This window comes from Synechococcus sp. PROS-U-1 (assembly GCF_014279755.1).
In the GTDB taxonomy this organism is placed as follows: Bacteria; Cyanobacteriota; Cyanobacteriia; order PCC-6307; family Cyanobiaceae; genus Parasynechococcus.
In genome coordinates, this window is record NZ_CP047951.1 from 650,856 (window position 1) to 672,435 (window position 21,580).

Annotated in this window: 23 protein-coding genes; 13 read left to right on the forward strand and 10 right to left on the reverse strand. The window is 60.3% G+C overall.

What is annotated here, in order from left to right; translation table 11 throughout:
• Positions 1–25: 25 nt before the first annotated feature.
• Complete coding sequence (locus SynPROSU1_RS03390; RefSeq protein WP_186571508.1) at positions 26–754, reverse strand: response regulator transcription factor; 729 nt, start codon at positions 752–754, stop codon at positions 26–28.
• An 85-nt stretch (positions 755–839) separates the two neighbouring features.
• Between SynPROSU1_RS03390 and SynPROSU1_RS03395 the strand changes: the two genes are divergently transcribed.
• On the forward strand, positions 840–1,226 hold the full coding sequence (locus SynPROSU1_RS03395) for a PAS domain-containing protein (RefSeq protein WP_186571509.1): 387 nt from the start codon (positions 840–842) through the stop codon (positions 1,224–1,226).
• A 15-nt stretch (positions 1,227–1,241) separates the two neighbouring features.
• Entirely contained in the window at positions 1,242–2,432 is a 1,191-nt protein-coding gene (locus SynPROSU1_RS03400; protein ID WP_186571510.1) for a PAS domain-containing sensor histidine kinase, read from the forward strand.
• Here the strand turns inward: SynPROSU1_RS03400 and SynPROSU1_RS03405 are convergent.
• Genes SynPROSU1_RS03405 through SynPROSU1_RS03415 form a run of 3 tightly spaced genes read right to left on the reverse strand, consistent with a single transcriptional unit; the run spans position 2,374 to position 5,042 of the window.
• A complete protein-coding gene (locus SynPROSU1_RS03405) occupies positions 2,374–2,760 on the reverse strand; it encodes a response regulator (RefSeq protein WP_186571511.1) in 387 nt (128 codons plus the stop codon). The genes SynPROSU1_RS03400 and SynPROSU1_RS03405 overlap by 59 nt on opposite strands.
• 19 nt (positions 2,761–2,779) lie before the next feature.
• Complete coding sequence (locus SynPROSU1_RS03410; protein ID WP_186571512.1) at positions 2,780–3,478, reverse strand: ABC transporter ATP-binding protein; 699 nt, start codon at positions 3,476–3,478, stop codon at positions 2,780–2,782.
• Positions 3,471–5,042: an NAD(P)H-quinone oxidoreductase subunit N gene (locus SynPROSU1_RS03415; protein WP_186572205.1), complete on the reverse strand. Its 1,572-nt coding sequence runs from the start codon at positions 5,040–5,042 to the stop codon at positions 3,471–3,473. The genes SynPROSU1_RS03410 and SynPROSU1_RS03415 overlap by 8 nt, the downstream gene beginning before the upstream one ends.
• A 111-nt stretch (positions 5,043–5,153) precedes the next feature.
• On the opposite strand from SynPROSU1_RS03415, the gene topA reads away from it, so the two are divergent.
• From topA to SynPROSU1_RS03440, 5 genes are read left to right on the forward strand one after another with little or no spacing between them, the layout of a single operon-like run.
• A complete protein-coding gene (topA, locus tag SynPROSU1_RS03420; RefSeq protein ID WP_186571513.1) occupies positions 5,154–7,853 on the forward strand; it encodes a type I DNA topoisomerase in 2,700 nt (899 codons plus the stop codon).
• The gene (locus tag SynPROSU1_RS03425; RefSeq protein WP_186571514.1) at positions 7,853–8,308 is read left to right on the forward strand and encodes a hypothetical protein; all 456 of its coding nucleotides are present in this window, start codon (positions 7,853–7,855) and stop codon (positions 8,306–8,308) included. Before topA ends, SynPROSU1_RS03425 begins: the two co-directional genes overlap by 1 nt.
• The gene (locus SynPROSU1_RS03430) at positions 8,305–8,958 is read left to right on the forward strand and encodes a DUF2232 domain-containing protein (RefSeq protein WP_186571515.1); all 654 of its coding nucleotides are present in this window, start codon (positions 8,305–8,307) and stop codon (positions 8,956–8,958) included. The genes SynPROSU1_RS03425 and SynPROSU1_RS03430 overlap by 4 nt, the downstream gene beginning before the upstream one ends.
• Positions 8,930–10,129 (forward strand): nicotinate-nucleotide--dimethylbenzimidazole phosphoribosyltransferase, encoded by a 1,200-nt coding sequence (locus SynPROSU1_RS03435; RefSeq protein WP_186571516.1) that lies wholly within the window; start codon positions 8,930–8,932, stop codon positions 10,127–10,129. Before SynPROSU1_RS03430 ends, SynPROSU1_RS03435 begins: the two co-directional genes overlap by 29 nt.
• Positions 10,126–11,136: an ABC transporter substrate-binding protein gene (locus SynPROSU1_RS03440; RefSeq protein WP_186571517.1), complete on the forward strand. Its 1,011-nt coding sequence runs from the start codon at positions 10,126–10,128 to the stop codon at positions 11,134–11,136. The genes SynPROSU1_RS03435 and SynPROSU1_RS03440 overlap by 4 nt, the downstream gene beginning before the upstream one ends.
• Here SynPROSU1_RS03440 and SynPROSU1_RS03445 read toward each other — a convergent pair.
• Together SynPROSU1_RS03445 and SynPROSU1_RS03450 are read right to left on the reverse strand one after the other, a co-directional pair.
• The gene (locus SynPROSU1_RS03445) at positions 11,125–12,246 is read right to left on the reverse strand and encodes an aldo/keto reductase (RefSeq protein ID WP_186571518.1); all 1,122 of its coding nucleotides are present in this window, start codon (positions 12,244–12,246) and stop codon (positions 11,125–11,127) included. The two genes, SynPROSU1_RS03440 and SynPROSU1_RS03445, sit on opposite strands and share 12 nt — an antisense overlap.
• A complete protein-coding gene (locus SynPROSU1_RS03450; protein WP_186571519.1) occupies positions 12,243–12,791 on the reverse strand; it encodes a bifunctional nuclease family protein in 549 nt (182 codons plus the stop codon). The genes SynPROSU1_RS03445 and SynPROSU1_RS03450 overlap by 4 nt, the downstream gene beginning before the upstream one ends.
• A 49-nt stretch (positions 12,792–12,840) precedes the next feature.
• On the opposite strand from SynPROSU1_RS03450, the gene SynPROSU1_RS03455 reads away from it, so the two are divergent.
• Positions 12,841–13,494 carry a riboflavin synthase gene (locus SynPROSU1_RS03455; RefSeq protein ID WP_186572206.1) on the forward strand — a complete coding sequence of 218 codons (654 nt, stop codon included), beginning with the start codon at positions 12,841–12,843 and terminating at the stop codon, positions 13,492–13,494.
• Here the strand turns inward: SynPROSU1_RS03455 and SynPROSU1_RS03460 are convergent.
• Genes SynPROSU1_RS03460 through SynPROSU1_RS03475 form a run of 4 tightly spaced genes read right to left on the reverse strand, consistent with a single transcriptional unit; the run spans position 13,479 to position 17,000 of the window.
• Positions 13,479–13,850, reverse strand: a complete 372-nt coding sequence (locus tag SynPROSU1_RS03460; RefSeq protein WP_011363609.1) for an AbrB-like transcriptional regulator — start codon at positions 13,848–13,850, stop codon at positions 13,479–13,481. The two genes, SynPROSU1_RS03455 and SynPROSU1_RS03460, sit on opposite strands and share 16 nt — an antisense overlap.
• Before the next feature lie 54 nt (positions 13,851–13,904).
• Positions 13,905–14,504 carry a cytochrome c oxidase subunit 3 gene (locus tag SynPROSU1_RS03465; protein ID WP_186571520.1) on the reverse strand — a complete coding sequence of 200 codons (600 nt, stop codon included), beginning with the start codon at positions 14,502–14,504 and terminating at the stop codon, positions 13,905–13,907.
• The gene (gene ctaD / locus SynPROSU1_RS03470; protein ID WP_186571521.1) at positions 14,501–16,168 is read right to left on the reverse strand and encodes a cytochrome c oxidase subunit I; all 1,668 of its coding nucleotides are present in this window, start codon (positions 16,166–16,168) and stop codon (positions 14,501–14,503) included. The genes SynPROSU1_RS03465 and ctaD overlap by 4 nt, the downstream gene beginning before the upstream one ends.
• Position 16,169: 1 nt before the next feature.
• A complete protein-coding gene (locus SynPROSU1_RS03475; protein WP_186571522.1) occupies positions 16,170–17,000 on the reverse strand; it encodes a cytochrome c oxidase subunit II in 831 nt (276 codons plus the stop codon).
• A gap of 202 nt (positions 17,001–17,202) precedes the next feature.
• On the opposite strand from SynPROSU1_RS03475, the gene SynPROSU1_RS03480 reads away from it, so the two are divergent.
• Genes SynPROSU1_RS03480 through SynPROSU1_RS03500 form a run of 5 tightly spaced genes read left to right on the forward strand, consistent with a single transcriptional unit; the run spans position 17,203 to position 21,580 of the window.
• Positions 17,203–18,129 carry a heme A synthase gene (locus tag SynPROSU1_RS03480; RefSeq protein WP_370586243.1) on the forward strand — a complete coding sequence of 309 codons (927 nt, stop codon included), beginning with the start codon at positions 17,203–17,205 and terminating at the stop codon, positions 18,127–18,129.
• Positions 18,122–19,105, forward strand: coding sequence for a heme o synthase (locus SynPROSU1_RS03485; RefSeq protein WP_186571523.1), 984 nt, complete (start codon positions 18,122–18,124; stop codon positions 19,103–19,105). The genes SynPROSU1_RS03480 and SynPROSU1_RS03485 overlap by 8 nt, the downstream gene beginning before the upstream one ends.
• 50 nt (positions 19,106–19,155) lie before the next feature.
• Positions 19,156–20,169: an ATP-binding cassette domain-containing protein gene (locus tag SynPROSU1_RS03490; RefSeq protein ID WP_186571524.1), complete on the forward strand. Its 1,014-nt coding sequence runs from the start codon at positions 19,156–19,158 to the stop codon at positions 20,167–20,169.
• 9 nt (positions 20,170–20,178) lie between these two features.
• Positions 20,179–21,033 carry an ABC transporter permease gene (locus SynPROSU1_RS03495; RefSeq protein ID WP_186572208.1) on the forward strand — a complete coding sequence of 285 codons (855 nt, stop codon included), beginning with the start codon at positions 20,179–20,181 and terminating at the stop codon, positions 21,031–21,033.
• A 4-nt stretch (positions 21,034–21,037) separates the two neighbouring features.
• Complete coding sequence (locus SynPROSU1_RS03500) at positions 21,038–21,580, forward strand: hypothetical protein (RefSeq protein ID WP_186571525.1); 543 nt, start codon at positions 21,038–21,040, stop codon at positions 21,578–21,580.

Consider the following 21,580-nt stretch of genomic DNA (forward strand, 5'->3'; position numbering starts at 1 on the left):
AGCCGCTCTGAGCGAACAAGAGACCTCAGCTCGACTTCTCCCTGAGAATGAACCCGACACCGCGGACGGTGTGGATCAGGGCTGGAGCATCTTCCAATTCAATTTTTTGTCGTAAATAGCGGATGTAGACGTCCAGGAGGTTGTCGTCCCCATAAAAATTCTCTCCCCAGACCCCGTGCATGATCTCCTGACGTTCAAGGACCCGATCAGCACCCCGCATCAGGAAATTCAGCAGGTCGTATTCCTTCACGGATAGTCGGATGGCTCGATCACCCCGACTCACATCCCGAGTCCGGGTGTTCATGCTGAGGTCGGCCACCTGGAGAACCTCGTTGACGTCGGATCCATTGACAGGCCCTGAGAATGTTTCTGCGCGGCGGTGCATGGCACGCAGTCGCGCCATCAATTCGTCGATGGAAAAGGGCTTGACCAGGTAATCATCAACACCGGCATCGAGAGCTTTGACCCGATCGGTGACTTCGTCGTGCCCCGTGAGCATCAGGATTGGGATGGTGATTCCCCCGGCTCGGATCCGCTGACAGATGTCGATGCCGCTGAAGTCCGGCAGGTTCCAATCCAAGATGATCAGGTCGGGAGCGGGTTCCGTTCGGCTGCGGATCAGGCCGCTCGCTCCGTCAGAGGCGACATCAACGTCATACCCCTCAACATCAAGCTCCAGGCGAAGCAGATCGGTCAGTTTGTGTTCGTCGTCAACAAGAAGGACGCGGAGACGGTTCTGGGGTTCCAGTGACATCCGGCCTATCAACCTCACTCCACCTTAGGCACTGACATTAATTCCACCGATTCTGTCTCTACATTGAAATCGACTGCTCTCCGCTATGTCGTCACAAGGAGCTTGGACCGAGGATCGAATCCGAGCGCTGCGCGAGCAGGAAGACCTCCCGTTTGTTCGTGCCGATGCATCAGGGATCGTGCAGGAAATCAATGACCGTTTCCAGGCCATCTACGGCTGGACGGAAGCAGCCCTGATCGGTCAATCCCTCGGTCTGATTCTGCCTCCTAGCTTCCGCGATTCCCATCACGCTGGATTTGCTCGGTTCAAATTGACGGAGGTGTCCAAGGTGCTGAATCACCCGTTGAAATTGGCAACGTTTTGCTCGGATGGGCGTGCCATTGAGAGTGAACATTTCATCGTGGCTGAGAAGCACAATGACGGCAGCTGGTCGTTTGCAGCAACGCTGCGACCCTTAATGGAATCAAGCTGAGATGGGCTGTCCGGCATGAACAGCTCAGCCTTCTCTTCGTCATCCTCAAGGGATAGTGAACTGATCGCGCAATTGCGTCAGTCCCTGGGAATGCTCCAGGTCGCTTTCGATGCGGCCAGCGAAGCGATGGTGATCATTGATGTGGATCGCAGGATCCACTGGGCCAATCAAGCCTCTGCAGAACTGTTCGTTGGAGGGGTTCCAATTCAGGTGGTGAATCAAACCTTGGCTGATGTTCTAAAGCTGAGGCCATTGGATACCCACGCCAAGGCTGCTCTCCAGCTGTTTGATCCCCAGATTCCTCTGCCCCGGACGTCTGGAGAGAGCCGCTGCCAGGTGCTGTCTCGCAACGGTGACGGATCACAGGTTCAGTTGCTGCGTTGGCGGCCGGTCGAGTTGATTCAGTCGCCTTTTTTGTTGGTGTCGTTTCGCGACCTCAGCCCCGAGGAACGGGCCCTGGTTCAACAGCAGCGCTTCATGACCGATCTGACCCATGAGCTGCGAACGCCACTGGCGATCGTCAGTGGAAATCTGCAGCGGATGGCTCGGCTGAAGAACCTCCCCAATGCCATCACTTCACGCCTGACAATGGCTCGGGAGGAGATGGCGCGGATTCAGAAGCTGCTCGGTCATCTCTCTCTGCTCACGCGCCTGGAGGTGGATCCGGATGTGGTTTGTTGTGGGGACCATCCGTTGGGGCCGCTGCTGCAACGCTGGTATGACGACTCGCGGGAGTTGATTCCGAATCTCGAGCTGCACGGCCTGGAACCAGGAGACGATTTGCTTGTCCAAACCGATCCAAGAGCCCTGATGCTGGCATTGGATCAGTTGCTCGATAACGCCTGGCAGCATGCCAATCGTTCCATGCCGATCAAGCTCAGTCTTGCTGGGCGCGACGGGCTCGACCGCTGCATCCTGGAGTTCGCCAGTCAGAGCCTTGATGCTCCAGTGGCTTCAGAGGATCTGGAGATGTGGTCGTCACCCTTTTTCAGGGGCAAGCCTGACCGCGATGGGGACAAGGTGGAGGGACCTGGTTTGGGTCTCGCCTTGGCTCGCGAAATGGTCATGGGGTGTGGCGGAACACTGAGCCTCCACCAGCAGCCGTCGGCGAAGGGAACAACCACCATTGTGCGGTTGGTTCTGAGGCTCAGCGAATCGGAGGCGTCCGGAGCAGTTGCGGCAGCTGTTCGAACAGATCCGGCTTGAGCACATAGGCCTCTGCTCCGTTGGAGAGAGCTTCGCGACGCTTGTCGGCATCATTGAGAGCTGTCACGATCACCACCCTCAGGGTCGGCCTGGACGGAGCTTTCAGTTGCAGCTGTTTCAGGCAGGTCAAGCCATCCATGCCCGGCAGCATCAGGTCAAGCAACACCAGATCAAAGCTGTTGGGGGCAGCTGCTTCGAGAAAGTCTTCCGCGGAGCCGAAGCAGATGCAATCGTGCCCCTCATCGCTGATTTCAGCGCCGATCAGCTGCTGAATGCGTGGGTCGTCCTCGATGAGTGCGACACGAAGAGCCTTGGTGGTCTCTTCCATTACCGCAGGGGCATTGCAATCATTTTGGGCATTCCGTCAGCACTCGACCATCCTGGAAGCGTGCAATCCGCTGGGCACGGGCCGCAACATCGTCTTCATGGGTGACCATCACCAGGGTGATTCCCTGTTGGTGCAATTCATCAAAAAGTTCCAGCACCTCTGCGGTGGTACTGGAATCCAGGGCGCCCGTGGGTTCATCTGCCAGCAGAAGACTGGGGCGATTGATGATGGCCCTCGCGATGGCCACCCGTTGTTGCTGTCCTCCGGACAACTGGTTGGGTTTGTTGTCCAGTCGCTGCGCAAGGCCAACGCGGGTTAGGGCGGCTTGGGCACGCTCGATCCGTTCGTCCTTGGGAACTCCCGCGTAAATCATCGGGAGCATCACATTCTCCATGGCGCTTGCATGGCCCAGAAGATGGAACTGCTGAAAGACAAAACCGAGCGAGCGGTTACGGACGTCCGCCAAGGCATCGTCGTCCAACTGTTCAACGGCCATGCCATTCAGCCGGTAAGTCCCACTGGTGGGCCGGTCGAGACAACCGAGAATGTTCATGGCCGTGCTTTTGCCGGATCCACTCGCTCCCATCACGGCGAGGTAATCACCGTCCAGGACGTTGAGGTTCAACTGATCGAGGGCTTTGACCTCGAGATCGCCAGATCCATAGATCTTGCTGATCCCACGGAGTTCAGCAACTGCGGCCCGTGCCCCCTCAGCCAAGGCCTTTCAAGCTGGATAGGGCGATGGCCTGCTGAAGCATAGGTGTTCCCGCAACAGCTGTATTGGCCCACTGGAACAGGGGATTGGAGAGGATTCCACCGACGGCGGTGATGGCCACACACCCGATCAGGGCAACACGCAGAGGCTGCATCCCCATCAACGACCAGTTGACGTCGGGGTAGGACTTGACCACGTCGGACGCCTCTTGAGGCTCCTTCACCACCATCATCTTGATGACAGAAATGTAGTAGTAGATGGACACCACAGACGTCACCAGGCCAACCACTACCAGCAGGTACTCGTGGTTTGCCCACCCGGCAAAGAACAGATAGATCTTTCCGAAGAAACCCAGCATTGGTGGAATCCCACCAAGGGACAGGAGGCAAAGACTGAGGCCGAGAGTGATCAAGGGATCCTTCTGATAGAGCCCGGCGTAATCGGAGATTCGATCACTGCCCGTGCGGATCGAGAAGAGAATGATGCAGGCGAAGGCCCCCAGGTTCATGAACAGGTAGGCCGCCATGTACAGAACCATGGCCGCAAAACCGTCCTCGGTGCCGCAGACCATGCCGATCATCACGAAGCCGGCCTGGCCAATCGAGCTGTAGGCCAGCATTCGCTTCATCGAGGTCTGTGCGAGGGCGACAACGTTGCCCAGGGTCATGCTCAACACCGCCAGGACGGTGAACAGCAATTTCCATTGATCGTCGAAGGCACCGAAGCACCCCACCAGGATGCGAAGAGCCAATGCAAATCCAGCAGCCTTAGAGCCCACGGAGAGAAAGGCAACCACCGGAGTCGGTGAACCCTCGTAGACGTCAGGCGTCCACTGGTGAAAGGGAACAGCAGCGATCTTGAAGGCAACTGTCGCCAGCACAAACACCAAGGCCAAGGCGGCGAGAGGGGTGGTGCTGGTTTGGAGGGCAAGCCCGATGGTGTCGAGGCTGGTGCTGCCGCTCAGGCCGTAGAGCAACGATGAGCCATAAAGGAAAACTGCGGCTGCTGCCGATCCCACCAGCAAATATTTGAGTGCGGCTTCGGAGCTGCGGGCATCCCGCTTCATGTAGCCCGATAGCAGGTAGCTGGCGACGGAGAGGGTTTCCAGTGAAATGAAGACGCTCACCAGATCCGTTGCCCCGCAGAGGAGCATGGCGCCAAGTGTGGCTGCAAGAAGGATGGCGGCGTATTCGCCGACAGGCGTGCCGCTTTTCTCGGCGTAACGCCAGCTAATCAGCAGAGAGAGGAGGGTGGACAGGGCAATCACAGCCCTGAAGGCCACAGCAAGGTTGTCGGCAAGAAAGGCGCCGAGGAACGAGGGCTCGAGGGGTGCATTCCATTGCAGGGCCAGCAAGACCAGGGAGCTGCCCAGGCCGAGATAGCAAATCGGCGGTACCCAGCGTGTGGCGGCCTTTTCGCCGGCCAGGTCCACCAACAGGGTGGCAATCATCGCCAGCAGCACTGCTGCTTCTGGCAGCACGGCGGACGCATTCAGAGAGAGATTCAGCAGCTCACCAGGGGCAGCCGTGGCCTGGGTGGCGAGTAGGGAAGCACCCATGTCGGGCATGACAGCCTGGAACCGTTGCGCTGCGGCGACTGTAGCGGCGCTTGACGCGCACACGGTCATGCAGAGCGATCCTCGGTGCGATAAAGAAGGGGAACGGTTCACTTGCCGCTAGTGGCGCACACCCTCGTCATCGTTGAAAGCCCCACGAAGGCCAAGACCATCCGTGGCTTCCTTCCCAAGGGATTCAAAGTTGAAGCCTCCATGGGGCATGTCCGCGACCTTCCCAACAACGCCAGTGAGATTCCGGCATCGGCCAAAGGGCAGAAGTGGGCCAACCTCGGCGTGAACACGGAAGCGGATTTTGAGCCGCTGTATGTGGTCCCGAAGGACAAGAAAAAAGTGGTTCGGGAGTTGAAAGACGCCCTCAAGGGTGCCGATCAGTTGCTCCTAGCGACGGATGAAGACCGGGAAGGCGAGAGCATCAGCTGGCACTTGCTTCAGCTTCTGGCTCCAAAGGTGCCGGTGAAGCGGATGGTGTTCCACGAAATCACCAAGGACGCCATCGGCAAAGCCCTGGATCAGACCCGTGATCTCGATATGGAGCTGGTCCATGCCCAGGAGACCCGGCGGATTCTGGATCGCCTTGTGGGTTACACCCTTTCGCCTCTCTTGTGGAAAAAGGTGGCTTGGGGACTCTCCGCGGGACGGGTGCAGTCCGTTGCGGTTCGGCTTCTGGTGCAACGGGAGCGTGCCCGTCGGGCCTTCCGCAGTGGCAGTTATTGGGACCTCAAGGCCCAGCTCGAGCAGTCCGGTAGTGCCTTTGAAGCCAAGCTCACCCACGTGGCTGGCCAGCGCATTGCCACCGGCAACGATTTTGATGAAACCACCGGTGGGTTGAAGCAAGGCAGTGCCGTCCGGCTGCTGAGTGAGAGCGAGGCCAAGGCGTTGGCTGAAGCCGTGCGGTCGAGCGCATGGACGGTGGATGCGGTGGAGGAGAAGCCCACCGTGCGCAAGCCCGTTCCCCCCTTTACCACCAGCACCCTCCAACAGGAAGCGAATCGCAAACTGCGGCTCTCAGCCCGGGAGACCATGCGCTGTGCCCAAGGCCTCTACGAACGGGGTTTCATCACCTACATGCGGACGGACTCGGTGCATTTGTCCGATCAAGCGATTAATGCATCACGCAGCTGTGTTGAGAGCCTGTATGGCAAGGAGTATCTGAGCAAGGGACCGCGCCAATTCAGCACCAAAGCCCGCAACGCTCAGGAGGCACACGAAGCGATTCGTCCCTCAGGCGAAAGCTTCCGAACTCCCGGCGAAACCGGCCTTGATGGCAGGGACCTGGCGGTCTACGAACTGATCTGGAAGCGCACCGTGGCCAGTCAAATGGCCGAAGCAAGGCTCACGATGCTGTCGGTGGATCTCAGTTCAGGGGAAGCCAGTTTCCGATCCAGCGGCAAGCGCATTGACTTCCCCGGTTTCTTCCGCGCCTACGTGGAGGGCAGTGACGATCCGGATGCAGCCCTTGAAGGTCAGGAAGTGTTGTTGCCGGCGCTCAGCGTTGGCGATGCACCCGAGCCGAAGACCGTTGAACCGCTCGGTCATCAGACCCAGCCGCCGGCTCGGTTCAGCGAGGCTTCCCTGGTGAAGATGCTGGAAAAAGAGGGCATCGGTCGGCCGTCGACCTATGCCTCGATCATCGGAACGATCGTGGATCGCGGTTACGCCACGCTTCTGGGAAATGCACTCACCCCCAGCTTCACCGCTTTTGCTGTGACGGCTTTGCTGGAGGAGCATTTCCCCGAACTGGTGAACACGAGTTTCACTGCTCGGATGGAAAACACCCTGGATGAGATCTCCCACGGGAAGGTGCAGTGGCTTCCCTATCTGGAGGGGTTCTACAAGGGAGATGAGGGACTCGAGACCCAGGTGCAACAGCGGGAGGGTGACATTGATCCCGGCGCATCCCGCACCATCGACCTCGAGGGCTTGTCCTCCGTGGTGCGCATCGGCCGTTTTGGCGCCTACCTGGAGGCCAAACGCGTCAGCGAGGATGGTGAGGAGGAGCTGATCAAGGCCACCTTGCCCCGGGAGATCACCCCGGCTGATCTTGATGAAGAGCAGGCCGAACTGATCCTCAAGCAGAAGGCTGACGGCCCCGAATCCATTGGCGAGGATCCGGAAACGGGTGACCTGGTTTATCTGCTCTTCGGGCAATACGGCCCCTATGTGCAGCGGGGGCAGGTGAGTGATGAGAATCCCAAGCCCAAACGCGCGTCTCTACCCAAAGGGCAGAAGCCTGAGGACCTCACCCTGGAGGATGCCCTTGGTCTGCTTCGGTTGCCGCGCCTCCTGGGCGAACACCCTGATGGTGGCCGCATTCAGGCAGGTCTGGGCCGCTTTGGTCCCTACGTCGTCTGGGATAAGGGAAAGGGGGAAAAGGATTACCGATCCCTGAAGGGCGATGACGATGTTCTGGTGGTGGGACTGAGCCGTGCCCTCGAGTTGTTGGCCATGCCCAAACGCGGTCGGGGAGGACGCACCGCCCTCAAGGACCTGGGCAAGCCGGAGGGCAGTGATGAGACGATTCAGGTCTATGACGGTCCCTACGGCCTGTACGTCAAGCAGGGCAAGGTGAATGCTTCGTTGCCGGAAGGCAAAGGTGCTGATGATGTGACCCTCGAGGAAGCCGTTGAACTGCTCGCGGCCAAAGCGGCCTCGAAAAAGGGTGGTCGCAAAACCGCCGCCAAAAAACCGGCGGCGAAGAAGCCAGCAGCCAAAAAGCCTGCGGCCAAGAAACCCCCCGCTACCACCAAGACCGGTCGGCTCAGGGCCAGTGCGGTGCGGGTGATCAAGCCAGCGGACAGCTGATGACGCGTCTGCTTTGGCTGCTGCCCGTAGGGCTCCTGCAAGCCTGTGCAGGCACACCGGTCGCCGAGCAGTTGGAACGGTCCTTTGTGGTGCCAGAAGACAGGCCCACGCAGGTTGCGCCAGTCCAGGCTTCTGAAACTGTCCCAACGGGTGACCGTCCCGCCGGATCAGCACCCGAGGTGGCATCCCCAGCTGGGTCAAGCGTCCCCACTCCAACCCCAAACTCGACCCCAACCCCGACAGCCGCTGGCACTGATCCGCAGGATTCGCAGGACCCCCTGCCGGAGTTCACACCGCGGCCAGCCGCAGCCCAACCTCAGCCCCAGGCGCCTTACCGGATCACCATCCGTTTGGCCGGAGCCGATCCCGCAGCTCCTGCGGAGGCTGTGACCCGTGCCTTGCGTGAGGCAGATGTCGGCTTTGCGGTGGAACGGATTGAGCGGGTCGAGCCATGACCGACACCACTCCTCGGTTGAGCCGCCAGCAGGCTCTGAGGCTGGTTGAGGGGGCTTATCTCGCCGCTGCGACGGGGCTGATCTGGCTGGCTCTTTACTACCTCCCGGTGGGCGGTGCTCTCTTCCGTCTGGCTCTGCCCCTTCCTTTAATCCTGCTGCAGTTGCGCCGTGGCAGCCGTTCCGGTGCCGAGGGATTGCTGCTGTCCGTGCTGTTGATGACGGCGCTGATGGGTCCATTGCGTGGACCGCTTCTGCTGTTTCCTTACGGACTTCTCTCGCTGTGGCTGGGCTGGAGCTGGTGCCGAGGGTTCAGCTGGTGGTTGAGCTGGGCGGGCGGCATCGTTCTGGGAACAGCCGGGTTTCTGGTGAGAGTTCTGGTGCTCTCGTTGCTGGTGGGAGAAAACCTCTGGGTTGTGATCACCAGGGCCGGGTCTGCACTGCTCGACCGATTGATCGTGGCCCTTCATCTGCCGATCACACCGGATCTCACCCAGGTGCAGTTGATGGCGCTTCTGCTGGTGGTGGTTCAGGAGGTCATCTATGTCCTGTCCCTCCATGCCCTGGCGTACTGGATCTTTCCCCGCCTGAGATCACCGATTCCGGAGCCCCCTCGACTGCTGCATGGACTCGTTGCCCTCGACCCCCTCTGATGCGTCCGGGTTGCCCCAGGGCTGTCAGCAGCTGGGACGCCTTGGAGCGAGCCTTTTGGATGCAGCGGCCCTTGGCCCCTGGATTGCTAGGGATCAACCTGTGGATCTGTTGTTGGTGCTTGCTGCCACGCGGACAGCGGAGCATGAGGGCATTTCCGCCGCTGGCTCCACAGCGGCCTCCAGGCGCTACACGGCCCTGGCTGATGCGGAGCTTCTGATCCACGGGCCGTCTGGACAGCGCCGTTGGCCCCTACCGCCGCTGCCCGCTGGTGTTTCCCCCGCCCTGCTCAGCCATGTTGCGGCGCGCCGCTTGAAGCTGGCCCCGCACGTGGCGGCCCTCGGCTTAGCTCAGGAACCCGATTTCCCCCACCTGGAGATTGAAGCCATGGATCAGGGGCCGTCGGCGTGTCTGTCCAGCGGTGCTGCGATGCCATTGCCCCGGGTGCAGCACTTGTGGCGACAGGGGGAGCTCCTGGGGCGGCGTTTGCAACGCCCCTTGGTGCTCGCGGAATGTGTGCCGGGAGGGACCACAACCGCTCAAGCGGTGCTGACGGCCCTCGGCGTGGAGGTCGCCCATCTGATCAGCGGCAGTGCCCGTCAACCTCCCCAGCAGCTCAAGCAAGAGCTCGTCTCCCGAGGGCTGCAGCGGGCGTCCTTGGGGGCACATCCTGCGGCCAAGCAGATCCTGGCCGCTGTCGGCGACCCCTTTCAGGCCTTCACCGCAGGGGTGTTGCTGGGAGCGGTGTCGTCGGGACAACCGCTGTTGCTGGGTGGGGGGTGCCAGATGCTGGCTGTTCTGGCACTGGCGATGCAGGCCCTGCCCGTCAGTCAGCGGGAGCGCCTGGCGGACCAGGTGCTGATCGGCACCACCGGTTGGCTCGCTGATGAGGGTGTGGCCGCTGCGAGCCAGTCCCCCTTGGGACGCCTTGTGGATGCCACGGCAGCCCGTGTGGATACATCGCTGTCTGTCCTGGCCTGTGGCGTGCGCTTTCAGAGCAGCGCCCATCAACCGTTGCGGGACTACGAACGGGGCTATGTCAAAGAAGGGGTGGGGGCCGGTGCTCTGCTGCTGCTCGCTCAGCTGCGGGGATGCTCCTGTGCCGACCTGGTGCTGGATTGTGAGCATGCCTTGGAGCAGCTGCTCAGCCGCCCCGTAACGTCAATCCCATGAATGTCGGGAGTGAGCGGTTGGGTTCCCTGAGCCGGCGCCATGTGCTCCAGATGATCGGGGCGACGGGATCCGTGCTGCTGGCCGGCTGTCGTCAGGCGACCGCATCGCCAACGCTGATGGCCCCGGCTGGTGTGCTGCCGAAACCATGGGCTGATGCTTTGCCCAAGCCCTGGCGGCTGATGCTGGCTTCATCCCAGCAGGAGTGGAGGCCGGAGGACCGAGCGCGCGTCGATCTGCTGGTGATGGCTGATGGGTGGCTGGACGCCTATTCAGCAGACGCTCTGCAGCCCATTGCCTCTGAACCGCTCCGCAGGCAGTTGGACCGTCAGGCCCAGTCCCTGTTGGGAGAGCTCGGTGCCCTGCAGGATCGGGTGTTGCCGCTGGCCGTCAGTCCCTGGGTGATGCTGCTGCGGGATGACCCCGCCATGGCAAAGGAGGGGTGGCCCCTGTTGCTGGATTCCGCCGTGGCAGGGCGTGTGGTTCTGCCCGCCAGCCCCCGCCTGGTGATGAGCCTGGCGGACCATCTGGGCGGAAGTCAGAGCCTGAGCACCCTGCGTCGCCAGGCCCTCACCTTTGATGATCGTCAAGCCAGCAACTGGCTGCTCAAAGGTGATGCCCGGGTGGTTGTTCTCCCGCTCAACCGCTGCATCGCTCTGCTGCGGCGGGATCCGCGTCTTCGGGCTGTTTTGCCGGCATCCGGCGCGCCTTTGCACTGGACTGTTCTGCTCCGACCGGAAGCCAGTCGCGAGCCGGTGCCCCAGAGCTGGGTCGAGCAGGGCTGGCGGGATCCCCTGCGCCGCCGCCTCGTGCAGCTGGGTTGGCGGGCTCCCATCACGTCGTCAGATCCGGTGTCAGGGTCGATGGCGGATCAGAACGCCTTGTCTGTTCGTTTGCGGCCCCTGCTGTTTCCCCCCGCTGAGACCTGGTCACGCTGTTGGTCGCTGCCGCCCCTGCCGCCCCAAGGCCAGAAGGACTTGGAACGCCTCTGGCGTGATTCAGCTCCATAGCCGCCGTCGCGGTGAAGCCACCAATCGTTGGTGGGTGTCCGCCAGCAGATCAGGGATGGGCAGTTGATGCGGGCATCGGGGCAGGCATTCCCCACAGCGTTCACAGGCGGAAGCATCCTGCTCTTCCCACCAGTGGCCGGCACGGCCGATCAGGTTGTATCGCTCCTGCGCAAATGCGGTGAGCCCATGGCCAATGGCCAGATTGCGCAGCCGCAACAGCTCGGGAATCGGAACCTGTTGCGGACAGGGGAGGCACGCCTGACATTGTTTGCACTGCTCTTGCCCGAGCCGTTTCTCCTGGCGCAGCTGTGCCGTAAGCAAGGCCTGCTGCTCAGCATCGCTGAGGGGGCCATCCTCCTGCGCCAGCCTTGCAGCAAGTTGGAGGTCATCGGCAACGGCAGCACCAACAGTCAGGGTGCTGATGCCCTGCGCCAGCAGGAATCTGTAAGCCAGCTGCAGGGGGGCGAAGGGGGTGCAGTCCTCCACCAGGGTTGGGCTCGGTGCCTGCAGGCGCCCTCCTTTGTCTGCGGGAGAGATCGCCATAACTCCAATCCCATGGCTCAATGCCCAATGGGCCAAGGGCAATCGCTGAGGGTCAAGCCAATGCAAGTGCAGGCTGCAGAAGGTGAATCGCTGGCTGCGCAGCGCCCGATCGATCAGCGGATTGCTGCCATGGCTGCTGAAGCCCACCTGGGTCACGCGGCCGCTGTTGCGTGCCCAGTCGAGAAGTTTCGAACCATCTCCGACCAGGGCCCAGTCAAGGTGCTCCTCCCGGTTGATGCCATGGATGGCCAGGTTGTCGAGGTGTGAGCAGCCCAGCCGCTCAATGGTCTGGTCAAGCCGACGTTGTCCCTCCTCGAAGCTCAGCCCCGGCAGTAGTTTGCTGGTGATCACCCAGTGGTCTGAAGCTTTACGGGTGGTCTGGCGAAGAGCTTCTCCCAGAAAACGCTCGGCAGGTCCGTAGGCAGGGGCGGTTTCAAGGTGGTTGATCCCTGCTGCTGCTGCCGCGTTGAGCACCGCTGCCATCTGGGACGCCGAGTCGAGTGCTCGCATCGTTCCCAGACTGAACAGGCTGACGGGGCGGCCGCTGCCAAAGGCGCGGGTTTTCACTCCTCTGGGGGTGCTTCGTTGTCCTGGTTGCGCAGATGGCGCACCAGTGCCGCAGGGCTGAGGTCGTCGACAAAACGGCTGAAGGCACTTTGATCTTCAGCATCGGCTTCTGCATCCACCGGAATCGAGGCTTCCGCTACCACCTCCTCCAGCATCCAGATGCCGCTCCCAGTTCTGATCGCCAGCGCGATGGCGTCGCTGGGTCGGGCATCCACTTCGATCAGTTCCAGCACTTCGTCTTCGGCCAACTCCTCTTCGTCCAGATCAGGTCGCAGCTTCAAGACCGCGTGAAAGGTGCTGTCTTCGATCGCATGGACAATCACGCGTTCCAGCTCGAGCCCCCCAGCCACCAGCAGCGCGGCCATTAGGTCATGGCTGAGGGGCCGTGCTGGTGCTCCGCCCTGCAAGCCGGCCATGATGTTGTGGGCTTGCGCTTGGTCGATCCAGATCGGGACCTGACGTCGGCCGCTCGGATCTCGCAGCAGCACCATGGGGGTACGGCTGGCGGCATCGAGTGCGATTCCGGCGACGCTCATTTCGACCATGTCGGCGGCGCGGCTCTATCCGATTATGGCCAGAGAGCCGCTGCAAGCGATGTTCACGGGGCTAGTGCAGTCAGTGGGAAGGATCGAGCGTCGTGCGGGGGCGGTCGTGGTCTGGGGCTGTGCTCCCTTCACCCCCTTGGCGCTTGGTGACAGCGTGGCCGTGGATGGCGTCTGCCTTACAGCGGCTGAGCTGATTGCGGATGGTTTCCGCGCGGATGTGAGTGAGGAAACCCTGCGCCGCACCACGCTGGGACGAAAAGCGGACCGTGGTGGAGCTGTGAACCTCGAGCCGGCGCTGCGGCTGAGCGACCGGCTTGGTGGTCATCTGGTGAGTGGTCATGTGGATGCCACAGGGGAGGTCACCAGCGTGGAGACCCTCCCCCACTCCTGGTCTCTCTCGATCCGCTGGTCTGAAGCCCGATTTGGCCGTTACATCTGTGAGAAGGCCAGCATTGCTGTGGACGGCATCAGCCTCACGGTGGCGGACTGTTCAGCGGATGGAACGACGTTCTCCCTCGCGGTTATCCCCCACACCTGGGAGGCAACAACCCTGAAGAACCTTGCCGTCGGTGACACCGTGAACCTGGAAGCCGATCAACTAGCCCGTTACGCCGAGCGTCTTCTGCAGCCCGATGGTGCTGATGGCCGCAGCACCGAAGAGGGGCTGACACCCCATTGGCTTGCCACTCATGGCTGGTCCTGATCCATTTGCTGCAGAACGATCATTCCGGAGTCCCGTTGGAGCTCGATCTTGAACTCCTGGCCGGGCTCCAGGCCGAGCCGACGGGTGTAGGCGTGGCCGATCAGCAGGTTGCCGTTGCCATGAACACGGGTTCGGAATTCGGCCTGGCGACCCCGGCTGCCGCCTGAGGAACTGCTGCTGCTTTTCGGCAATTGCCATCCCTGGGCCGCCGCTTTGGCCTCCACCAGTGCGCGATAAAAACTCTTTTTCAGCAGACGTCCACTCGGGCCGACGTAACCGCAGCCGCGGGCGATGTCATCTTCAGGCCGATTGCTGAGCGATCTGGCCTTGTCGAGCAGTTCCTTGCCGACCAGCATTTCAGGAGTTGATTCAACTGAATTCTGGCCATGCTCGCCAATCAAGGCAAGGGATCAGAGCAGATAAAGGATCACGAAGAGAATCACCCAGATTCCATCAACAAAGTGCCAGTACAACTCAGCTGCTTCCAGGGGGAAGTGGTCGGCTGCAGTCACACGGCCCTGCGGCTGCCTCGCTTGCCACCAGACGATCAGAATCATCAGTGCGCCGAGGGTCACATGGAGCCCATGAAATCCCGTGGCGGCGAAAAAGGTGCTGGCGAAGAGGTTGTCGGTCAGGCCGAAGGGAAGGGTGAAATATTCGACCATCTGACTCACCAGAAAGGCCAGTCCGAGGCCTGCCGTGATCAGGAGCCAGCGTCGACAGCGCCCGTGGTCGTCCTGTCGGATCGCCTGGCCGGCACGGTGGAAGGTGGCACTGCTCACCAGCAGTAAAATGGTGTTCAGGATCGGCAGGGGCAGCTCAAGTTCATAAATCGCCCCTTCCGGTAGAGGGTTCACGGCTTTGAAGGTGAGGTAAGCGGCAAAGAAGCCGGCAAAGGTCATGGCATCCGCCACAAGGAATGTGGCGAGGCCAAACATGCGGTGATCTGGATGCTCGGCATGCTCTGCATGGCCTTGGTCCTGATCCTTGATGGGAACTGTGGTGGTCATTTGCCGCTGCTCCAGAGATCACGACCGCTTGCTGCGGTGAGGTCAAGCTCGTCCGGTGGGACGCCATAGCCGTAGGGCTCTTCCACCAGAGGTGCTTCGCCGATCCAGTTTTCAACCGGTGGCGGAGAACTGGTCAGCCATTCAGGAGTCAGCGCTCTCCAGGGGTTGTCTCCTGCCACAGGGCCGTTGAGGGCGCTGTGAATCACATTCCAAAGGAAGGGCAGGGTGCTGATGGCCATCAGCAGGGCTCCGACGGAGCTGATCTGATTGATCAGGGTGAATTGAGGGTCGTATTCAGCCACTCGTCGCGGCATTCCGTTAAGACCCAACCAGTGCTGCGGCCCAAAGCACAGATTGAAACCAATGAAGGTCAGGGCGCAATGCAGCCGACCAAGATCTTCGTTGAGCATCCTGCCGGTGAACTTGGGATACCAGTGGTAAATCGACGCGAAGATCACGAACACCGAACCTCCGAAGACGATGTAATGGAAGTGAGCGACAACGAAGTAGGTGTCGTGGACATGGATGTCGAAAGGCACTTGTGCCAAGGCAACGCCTGTGATGCCGCCAAGCACGAAGTTCACAATGAAGCCGCATGAAAACAGCATGGCGCTGTTAAGGCTGATGCGTCCGCCCCAGAGTGTTGCTAACCAATTGAAGAATTTGATGCCGGTTGGAACGGCGATGAATGCGGTGGCAATCGTGAAGAAGAGGCGCATCCAGGGAGGGGTTCCGCTGGTGAACATGTGGTGGGCCCACACGACCAGGCCCAACACAACGATGGCCATGATCGAGTACACCATGGTCACGTAGCCGAACAGAGGTTTCCGGGCATGAACCGGCAGGATCTCGCTCACCAAGCCAAAGGCCGGCAAGACCATGATGTAAACGGCTGGGTGGGAATAGAACCAGAACAGATGCTGGTAGACGACCACATTGCCCCCCAGGGTGGGATTGAAGAACCCTGTGTGCGCAACAATGTCGAAACTCAATAACACCAATGTTCCCGCGAGAACGGGTGTTGATAGAACTACAAGAATGCTTGTTCCGAGCATCGCCCAGCAATACATGGGAAGTTGCATCAACTTCAGCCCGGGTCGACGCAGCTTGAGAATCGTGGCGATGAAATTGATTCCTCCGAAGATTGAGCTTCCGCCAAGGAGAAGCACACTCAGGATCCAGATCACTTGACCAGTTGCTGGTGTGGTGATGCTGAGTGGTGGATAAGCTGTCCAGCCAGATTGAGCAGCCCCTGTTAGGAAATAGCTGGTGATCAGCATCAATCCAGCTGGAGGGATTAACCAAAAAGCAACTGCATTGAGGCGTGGGAAAGCCATATCCCGTGCCCCCACATAAAAGGGGATCAGATAGTTTCCAAAGGCACCATTTACGACTGGGACGATCCAGAGAAAGATCATCACCGTGCCGTGGAGTGTCAGCACTTGGTTGTAGACATCCCGTGCCATGAAGTCGGCAACGGGGCTGCTGAGTTCCGTGCGAATGGCGCCGGCCAGGGCGCCTCCAACGAGATAAAACACAAAGCCGCAGACGAGGTACTGCAGCCCGATCACCTTGTGATCAACGCTGAAGCTGAAATACCGCAACCAGCCGCTGGGTTGAAGTCGCGGTGGGCTGGATGTTTCCGGGGGCAAGCTGATCGTCATGTCAAGCGTTTGCGATGGTGATGGGCTCGTCTTCCGGTGCTGCTTTGGCGTTTGCCTTGTACCAGTTATCCCAGTCCTCCGGGCTTTCGACCACAACGGTGGAGCGCATTCCGCCGTGGTACGGCCCACAAAGTTCGGCGCAAACGATCGGATAGCGTCCGGTTCGGGTTGGTGTGAAGCTCAGCTGTGTGGGTTGGCCTGGAATGACATCCTGTTTCAGGCGGAATTCAGGAACCCAAAAGGCATGAATCACATCTTTGGCTTCCATGCGCAGGGTGATCGGTCGATCGGATGGAACATGAAGCTCGCCTGATGTGATGTCACCGTCTGGGTAATGAAAGAGAAAGGCGAATTGCATCGCCGTCACTTCAACAGGTAAGACATTCGTTGCGGCTGCCGATTCAATCGATCCGGAACTGATTCCTCCCCAGATCTGCTCCTCGTGGGCACCGCTCATATGGTCATGGGCCAGAGGCACCATGCCACCCATTCGGTCGTAGATGTCGTAGCTATACAGGCCTACAAACAGCACGACAACTGCTGGAACTGCTGTCCAGAAAATTTCAAGAGGAAGGTTGCCTTCAATGGCCAAGCCATCGCCGAGCTGACCACTTCGCCGTCTGAATCGAATCAAGCTGAAGACGAGAAGTCCAACAATTCCGACAAAGAGAATGCTGCCGATCGTGAACAGAACCTTAAAGAGTTCGTCGTAAATCGGTGCATTGGCACTCGCGTCGATGGGAAGGAGGTTGATGTTCTGGCCGATCCAAAGACCGCCTAGAGCAAGGACCATCCCGATCACTAACGTGAGAATGGCGGATGGGATCTGCACCCGATGAATCCCAGGTTTTCATCAGCGTATGGGGCTGGCTGCGTATCTCCATGAAGTGATTGTTAAGGCCTTGTTTCTGTCAGGAAAAGAGGATGATCTTTTCCTCTTTTGTGTTGCAGACGTCCATACAGCGTGCCGCAATGTTCTGCATCGCTACGGTCCGAGCAATCCCTTCTGGTTTGCATCGGATGGAGCTTTTTTGATGATGCTTTCCTCAATGTCGACACTCCGTCGACGTCTCGGGTTGTTGTCGGCGCATCTTGTGGTTGCCGTCATTGCTTTGGTTGTGATCGGTGGCGCGACACGGGTGATGGAGGCCGGCTTGGCCTGTCCCGACTGGCCGCTGTGCTTCGGGTCGTTTCTCCCGGGTCGGCAGATGAATGTTCAGGTTTTCCTGGAGTGGTTTCATCGTCTTGATGCTTTCGTCGTTGGCATCGCCCTGGTGGTGATGGCTGTGACGACGACGATTTGTCGGCGTCAGCTTCCTCAATGGCTGCCCTGGCTGGCAGCTGGCCTGATGGTCCTTGTGGCCATGCAGGGAGGTCTCGGTGCTTTGACGGTGACCCGGCTGCTCCCCTCAGGTGTTGTTACCGCCCATTTGGCGCTGGCCCTCACGCTGGTGGCACTCCTGAGTGGGTTGACGCAACGCCTGCTTCATCCCGCTGCGGTCACCGCTCCCCTCTGGTGGCGCATCTCGGCACTGCTTGGTCTGGTGTCGGTCTTTGTGCAATGTCTGCTGGGTGGTCGTATGGCCACCGCTTGGGCGGGGCAGCGTTGCCTCGCAGGGGGTGAGGCCTGTCACCTGGTTCTCTCCCATCGCGTCACGGCGATGCCAGTGGCCGTTGTTGTGCTGGCCTTTGCCGGGGCGGCACTTCTGACTGGTGGTTGGGCCCGCCGCCAGTGGCCCTGGCTTGGTGGGGCGGTCCTCCTGGTCCTGGTTCAGGTGGCGCTTGGTGTTCTCACCCTTCGCCTTGGTCTGTCGCAACCCGCGGTCACCATCGCGCACCAGCTCGTTGCTGCCCTGTTGATCGCCTTGATGGCGGCGCTTCTGGTCCGATCTCCGGATCGCCCTTCACCACCCCGTTCTGTCGTTCTCGACGACACCTCATTGGAGGCCTGTCATGGCTGAACTCACTGCAACCGTTCGTCCGACCCGTGAGGAGGTTGTTCCCTCCCGCAAGCGGGTCAAACTTCCCGCATGGCTGGAAGTGGCCAAACCGCGCCTCATCCCGCTTCTGCTTGCCACCACTCTGGGGGGAATGGCTCTTAGTGAGGGCTGGCCTCTGTCCTCTCCGCGGCTGGTGTGCACCCTGGGAGGAGGGGCACTGGCTTCAGCCGCCGCAGGGGTTCTGAATTGTCTGTGGGAGCAGGATCTCGATGGCCGCATGGCTCGCACCAGCGGTCGTGCGCTTCCCTCTGGTCGGCTGTCGCCCACCAGTGCGTTTATCGGTGCTATCGCCTGCACCCTTGCTGCGGCGATGTTGCTGGTGAGCGGCGTGAACTGTCTCGCTGCTGGCCTCTCCTTGCTCGGCCTTTGCAGTTATGTCCTGCTCTACACAGCCCTGCTCAAGCCGCGGACATCCCAGAACATCGTTATCGGTGGGGTCGCCGGGGCCATTCCGCCCCTTGTGGGGGCTGCTGCCGCCACTGGCCATGTCGGCCTTGGGGGCTGGTGGCTGTTTGCGCTGGTGATGGTCTGGACACCAGCCCACTTCTGGGCTTTGGCCTTGTTGTTGCGCGAGGACTACCGCGCTGTTGGGATTCCGATGCTGCCGGTGGTCAAGGGGCCTGTGGTGACGGCGCGTGCGATCAAGACCTATGGCTGGATCACCGTCCTTCTGAGTGGTTTAGGGGTCTTCGCCCTGCCCTCCGGTGGCGTCTTCTACGGAGTGATGCTGCTTCCTTACAACGGTCGATTGCTGCAGCTGGTCGATCGACTTTCTCTTGATCCCGACAGCCTTGTGAACGCCAAGGCTCTGTTTCGCTGGTCGATTCTCTACCTGTTTGGCCTGTGCCTGCTGCTCATTCTCAGTCGAACGGACCTTGCATCAAGCTTTGCCTACCAGGTGATGCAGCTTCTCTCCCTGCTCACGGGGCTTCAATGAGCACTCATTAGATTCCCTGGATTGCCCGAGCATGTCCCTGACGGTGCCTGATGGCGTTGATTGAACTGAGGAAGATTTCCAAGGCCTATGGCTCGGTAAAGGCTCTTCGCGAGCTTGATCTCACCGTTCCTGAAGGGTGTCTGTACGGGCTGCTTGGTCCGAATGGTGCCGGCAAAACAACGGCCATGCGCATCCTGGCCACTCTGCTTGCCCCGGATAGCGGTTCGGTTCGTGTCGGCGGCGTGGACGGACTGGCGCAGCCCAGAGCCCTTCGCCAGCTCATGGGATATGTGGCCCAGGAGGTGGCCATCGACAAAATCCTGAGTGGTCGAGAACTGCTGCAGCTGCAAGGAGATCTGTACCACTTGCCGCGTCAAGATCGCGACGTCCGAATCGCTGATCTGATTGAACGACTCGCCATGGGCGAGTGGATTGATCGCCGCTGCGGGACCTATTCCGGTGGCATGCGTCGGCGTCTCGACCTGGCTGCCGGCCTGTTGCACCGTCCCCGGTTACTGGTGCTCGACGAACCCACCGTCGGCTTGGACATCGAAAGTCGGAGTGCTATCTGGCAATTGCTGCGTCAGCTGGTTCAGGAGGGCACCACTGTTCTTCTGAGCAGTCACTACCTGGAAGAGGTGGAAGCCCTCGCTGACCAGATGGCAATCATCGATAACGGACGGGTGATCGCTGAAGGCGCTCCAGATCAGCTCAAACAACGACTTGGGGGGGATCGCGTCACCCTCCGGGTCCGAGAGTTCAGCACTGCAGAAGAGGCGACCCAGGTGCGCGCTCTGCTTGAACCACTGGATGGGGTGCTTGAGGTGGTGGTCAACCGATCTCAGGGTTTTTCCCTGAACCTGGTGATTGAGGGAGGGCCCGTGATTGATCAGCTTCGTCAAACCCTTGAGGGTGCAGGTCTTCCTGTTTTTGCCCTGGCCCAGAGCCGTCCAAGCCTCGATGATGTCTACCTTCAAGCAACAGGACGCACCCTGATGGACGCTGAACTAGCCATTGCAGGCCAGCGCGACGTCAAAAAGGAAAAGCGTCAATCCATGCGTTGAGTGCCGATGATGACCTCCCCAACAGCATCCCTCGCTGTCCAGCAGCAGCCATCCGGAGCCTTCGCTGAACTCAGTCAGGAGACGTGGGCCCTCACCCGGCGTTTGTTCCTCCAGTTGATGCGACGTCCCTCGACCTTGATCGCCGGGGTCCTTCAACCCCTGATCTGGTTGATTCTGTTTGGTGCGCTCTTCGCTAACGCTCCTGAGGGTCTCCTGCCAGGCGGCATGAGCTATGGCCGTTTCCTGGGTGCCGGAGTCATTGTCTTCACGGCGTTCAGTGCTGCTCTGAACGCTGGCCTCCCAGTGATGTTCGATCGCGAATTCGGCTTCCTCAATCGTTTGCTCGTGGCACCCCTGAGAAGCCGCAGTTCCATCGTGCTGGCGTCGGTGATCTACATCACCGCTCTGAGCCTGCTGCAGAGTCTGGCGATCATGGGGACGGCAGCCCTGCTGGGTTATGGATGGCCTGGTGTCAGCGGCCTGGCCTTGGTGCTCGTGACGCTGCTGCTCTTGGTCTTCGCTGTGACCGCTCTCAGCCTTGGCCTGGCATTCGCTTTGCCGGGACACATTGAGTTGATCGCCGTGATTTTTGTGGCCAACTTGCCCTTGCTCTTTGCCAGCACGGCCCTGGCTCCTCTGTCCTTCATGCCGACCTGGTTGGGGTGGCTTGCGGCCTTGAATCCTCTTACCTTCGCGATTGAACCCATTCGAGCGGCCTATCAAGGTCCCCTGGACCTGTCGGCAGTGCTGTTGGAGGCCCCCTATGGGGATGTCACCGGCACCACCTGTCTGCTGATTCTTCTGCTCCTCACCATCGGGCTGTTCCTTGCGATTCGCCCGCTGCTCAACCGCAAACTCTCCTGAATCCGTGCTTTCTTCTCCGTTTCAGCAGCCGTCGCGTCGACAGAACGGTCTGGCCCTTCAGATCCAGGAGGCCAGGGCCACAGGCGATGAGGCCTTGCTGTCACGTTTGATTAGCCAATGGGTTCATCGCTATGGCTTTGATGCGGCCGACGAGCTTGATCTGAACTTGCCTGAGCCGATGGTCTTGGATCGGGAGTTCAGCCCTCCGGCGGTTGATGTCGGCAATCCCTCCGCTGTTGACCCGGTGCTGATGTCAGTTGCTCAGGAGCCTTCATTCGCTCCTGAGATCGTGGCCGAAGAGGTGGTGTTGGTTGAGGAGGAGGCCGAGGAGGAGCAAGAAATCGTGGCCGAAGAGGAGGTTTTGGCTGAGGAAGAGGCTGAGAAGGTGGAAGAAATCGTGGCCCAGGACGAGGTGTCGGCCGAAGAAACAGTGCTGAAACAGAGCATTGCTGCTCCCCCTGTACCGGCTCCCCCCATCAGCACACCGCGTTCGCTTCGGCGCTGGCTTCCGCGACGTGACGATGACGCTTTCCCCAAGGCTTCCTGA

Coding starts and splice junctions, on each gene's coding strand:
- SynPROSU1_RS03390 (WP_186571508.1), bottom strand. CDS start 754: ATGTCACTGGAACCCCAGAACCGTCTCCGCGTCCTTCTTGTTGACGAC.
- SynPROSU1_RS03395 (WP_186571509.1), top strand. CDS start 840: ATGTCGTCACAAGGAGCTTGGACCGAGGATCGAATCCGAGCGCTGCGC.
- SynPROSU1_RS03400 (WP_186571510.1), top strand. CDS start 1,242: ATGAACAGCTCAGCCTTCTCTTCGTCATCCTCAAGGGATAGTGAACTG.
- SynPROSU1_RS03405 (WP_186571511.1), bottom strand. CDS start 2,760: ATGGAAGAGACCACCAAGGCTCTTCGTGTCGCACTCATCGAGGACGAC.
- SynPROSU1_RS03415 (WP_186572205.1), bottom strand. CDS start 5,042: ATGCCCGACATGGGTGCTTCCCTACTCGCCACCCAGGCCACGGCTGCC.
- SynPROSU1_RS03425 (WP_186571514.1), top strand. CDS start 7,853: ATGACGCGTCTGCTTTGGCTGCTGCCCGTAGGGCTCCTGCAAGCCTGT.
- SynPROSU1_RS03430 (WP_186571515.1), top strand. CDS start 8,305: ATGACCGACACCACTCCTCGGTTGAGCCGCCAGCAGGCTCTGAGGCTG.
- SynPROSU1_RS03435 (WP_186571516.1), top strand. CDS start 8,930: ATGGACTCGTTGCCCTCGACCCCCTCTGATGCGTCCGGGTTGCCCCAG.
- SynPROSU1_RS03440 (WP_186571517.1), top strand. CDS start 10,126: ATGAATGTCGGGAGTGAGCGGTTGGGTTCCCTGAGCCGGCGCCATGTG.
- SynPROSU1_RS03450 (WP_186571519.1), bottom strand. CDS start 12,791: ATGGTCGAAATGAGCGTCGCCGGAATCGCACTCGATGCCGCCAGCCGT.
- SynPROSU1_RS03455 (WP_186572206.1), top strand. CDS start 12,841: ATGTTCACGGGGCTAGTGCAGTCAGTGGGAAGGATCGAGCGTCGTGCG.
- SynPROSU1_RS03460 (WP_011363609.1), bottom strand. CDS start 13,850: ATGCTGGTCGGCAAGGAACTGCTCGACAAGGCCAGATCGCTCAGCAAT.
- SynPROSU1_RS03465 (WP_186571520.1), bottom strand. CDS start 14,504: ATGACCACCACAGTTCCCATCAAGGATCAGGACCAAGGCCATGCAGAG.
- ctaD (WP_186571521.1), bottom strand. CDS start 16,168: ATGACGATCAGCTTGCCCCCGGAAACATCCAGCCCACCGCGACTTCAA.
- SynPROSU1_RS03480 (WP_370586243.1), top strand. CDS start 17,203: ATGATGCTTTCCTCAATGTCGACACTCCGTCGACGTCTCGGGTTGTTG.
- SynPROSU1_RS03485 (WP_186571523.1), top strand. CDS start 18,122: ATGGCTGAACTCACTGCAACCGTTCGTCCGACCCGTGAGGAGGTTGTT.
- SynPROSU1_RS03490 (WP_186571524.1), top strand. CDS start 19,156: ATGGCGTTGATTGAACTGAGGAAGATTTCCAAGGCCTATGGCTCGGTA.
- SynPROSU1_RS03495 (WP_186572208.1), top strand. CDS start 20,179: ATGACCTCCCCAACAGCATCCCTCGCTGTCCAGCAGCAGCCATCCGGA.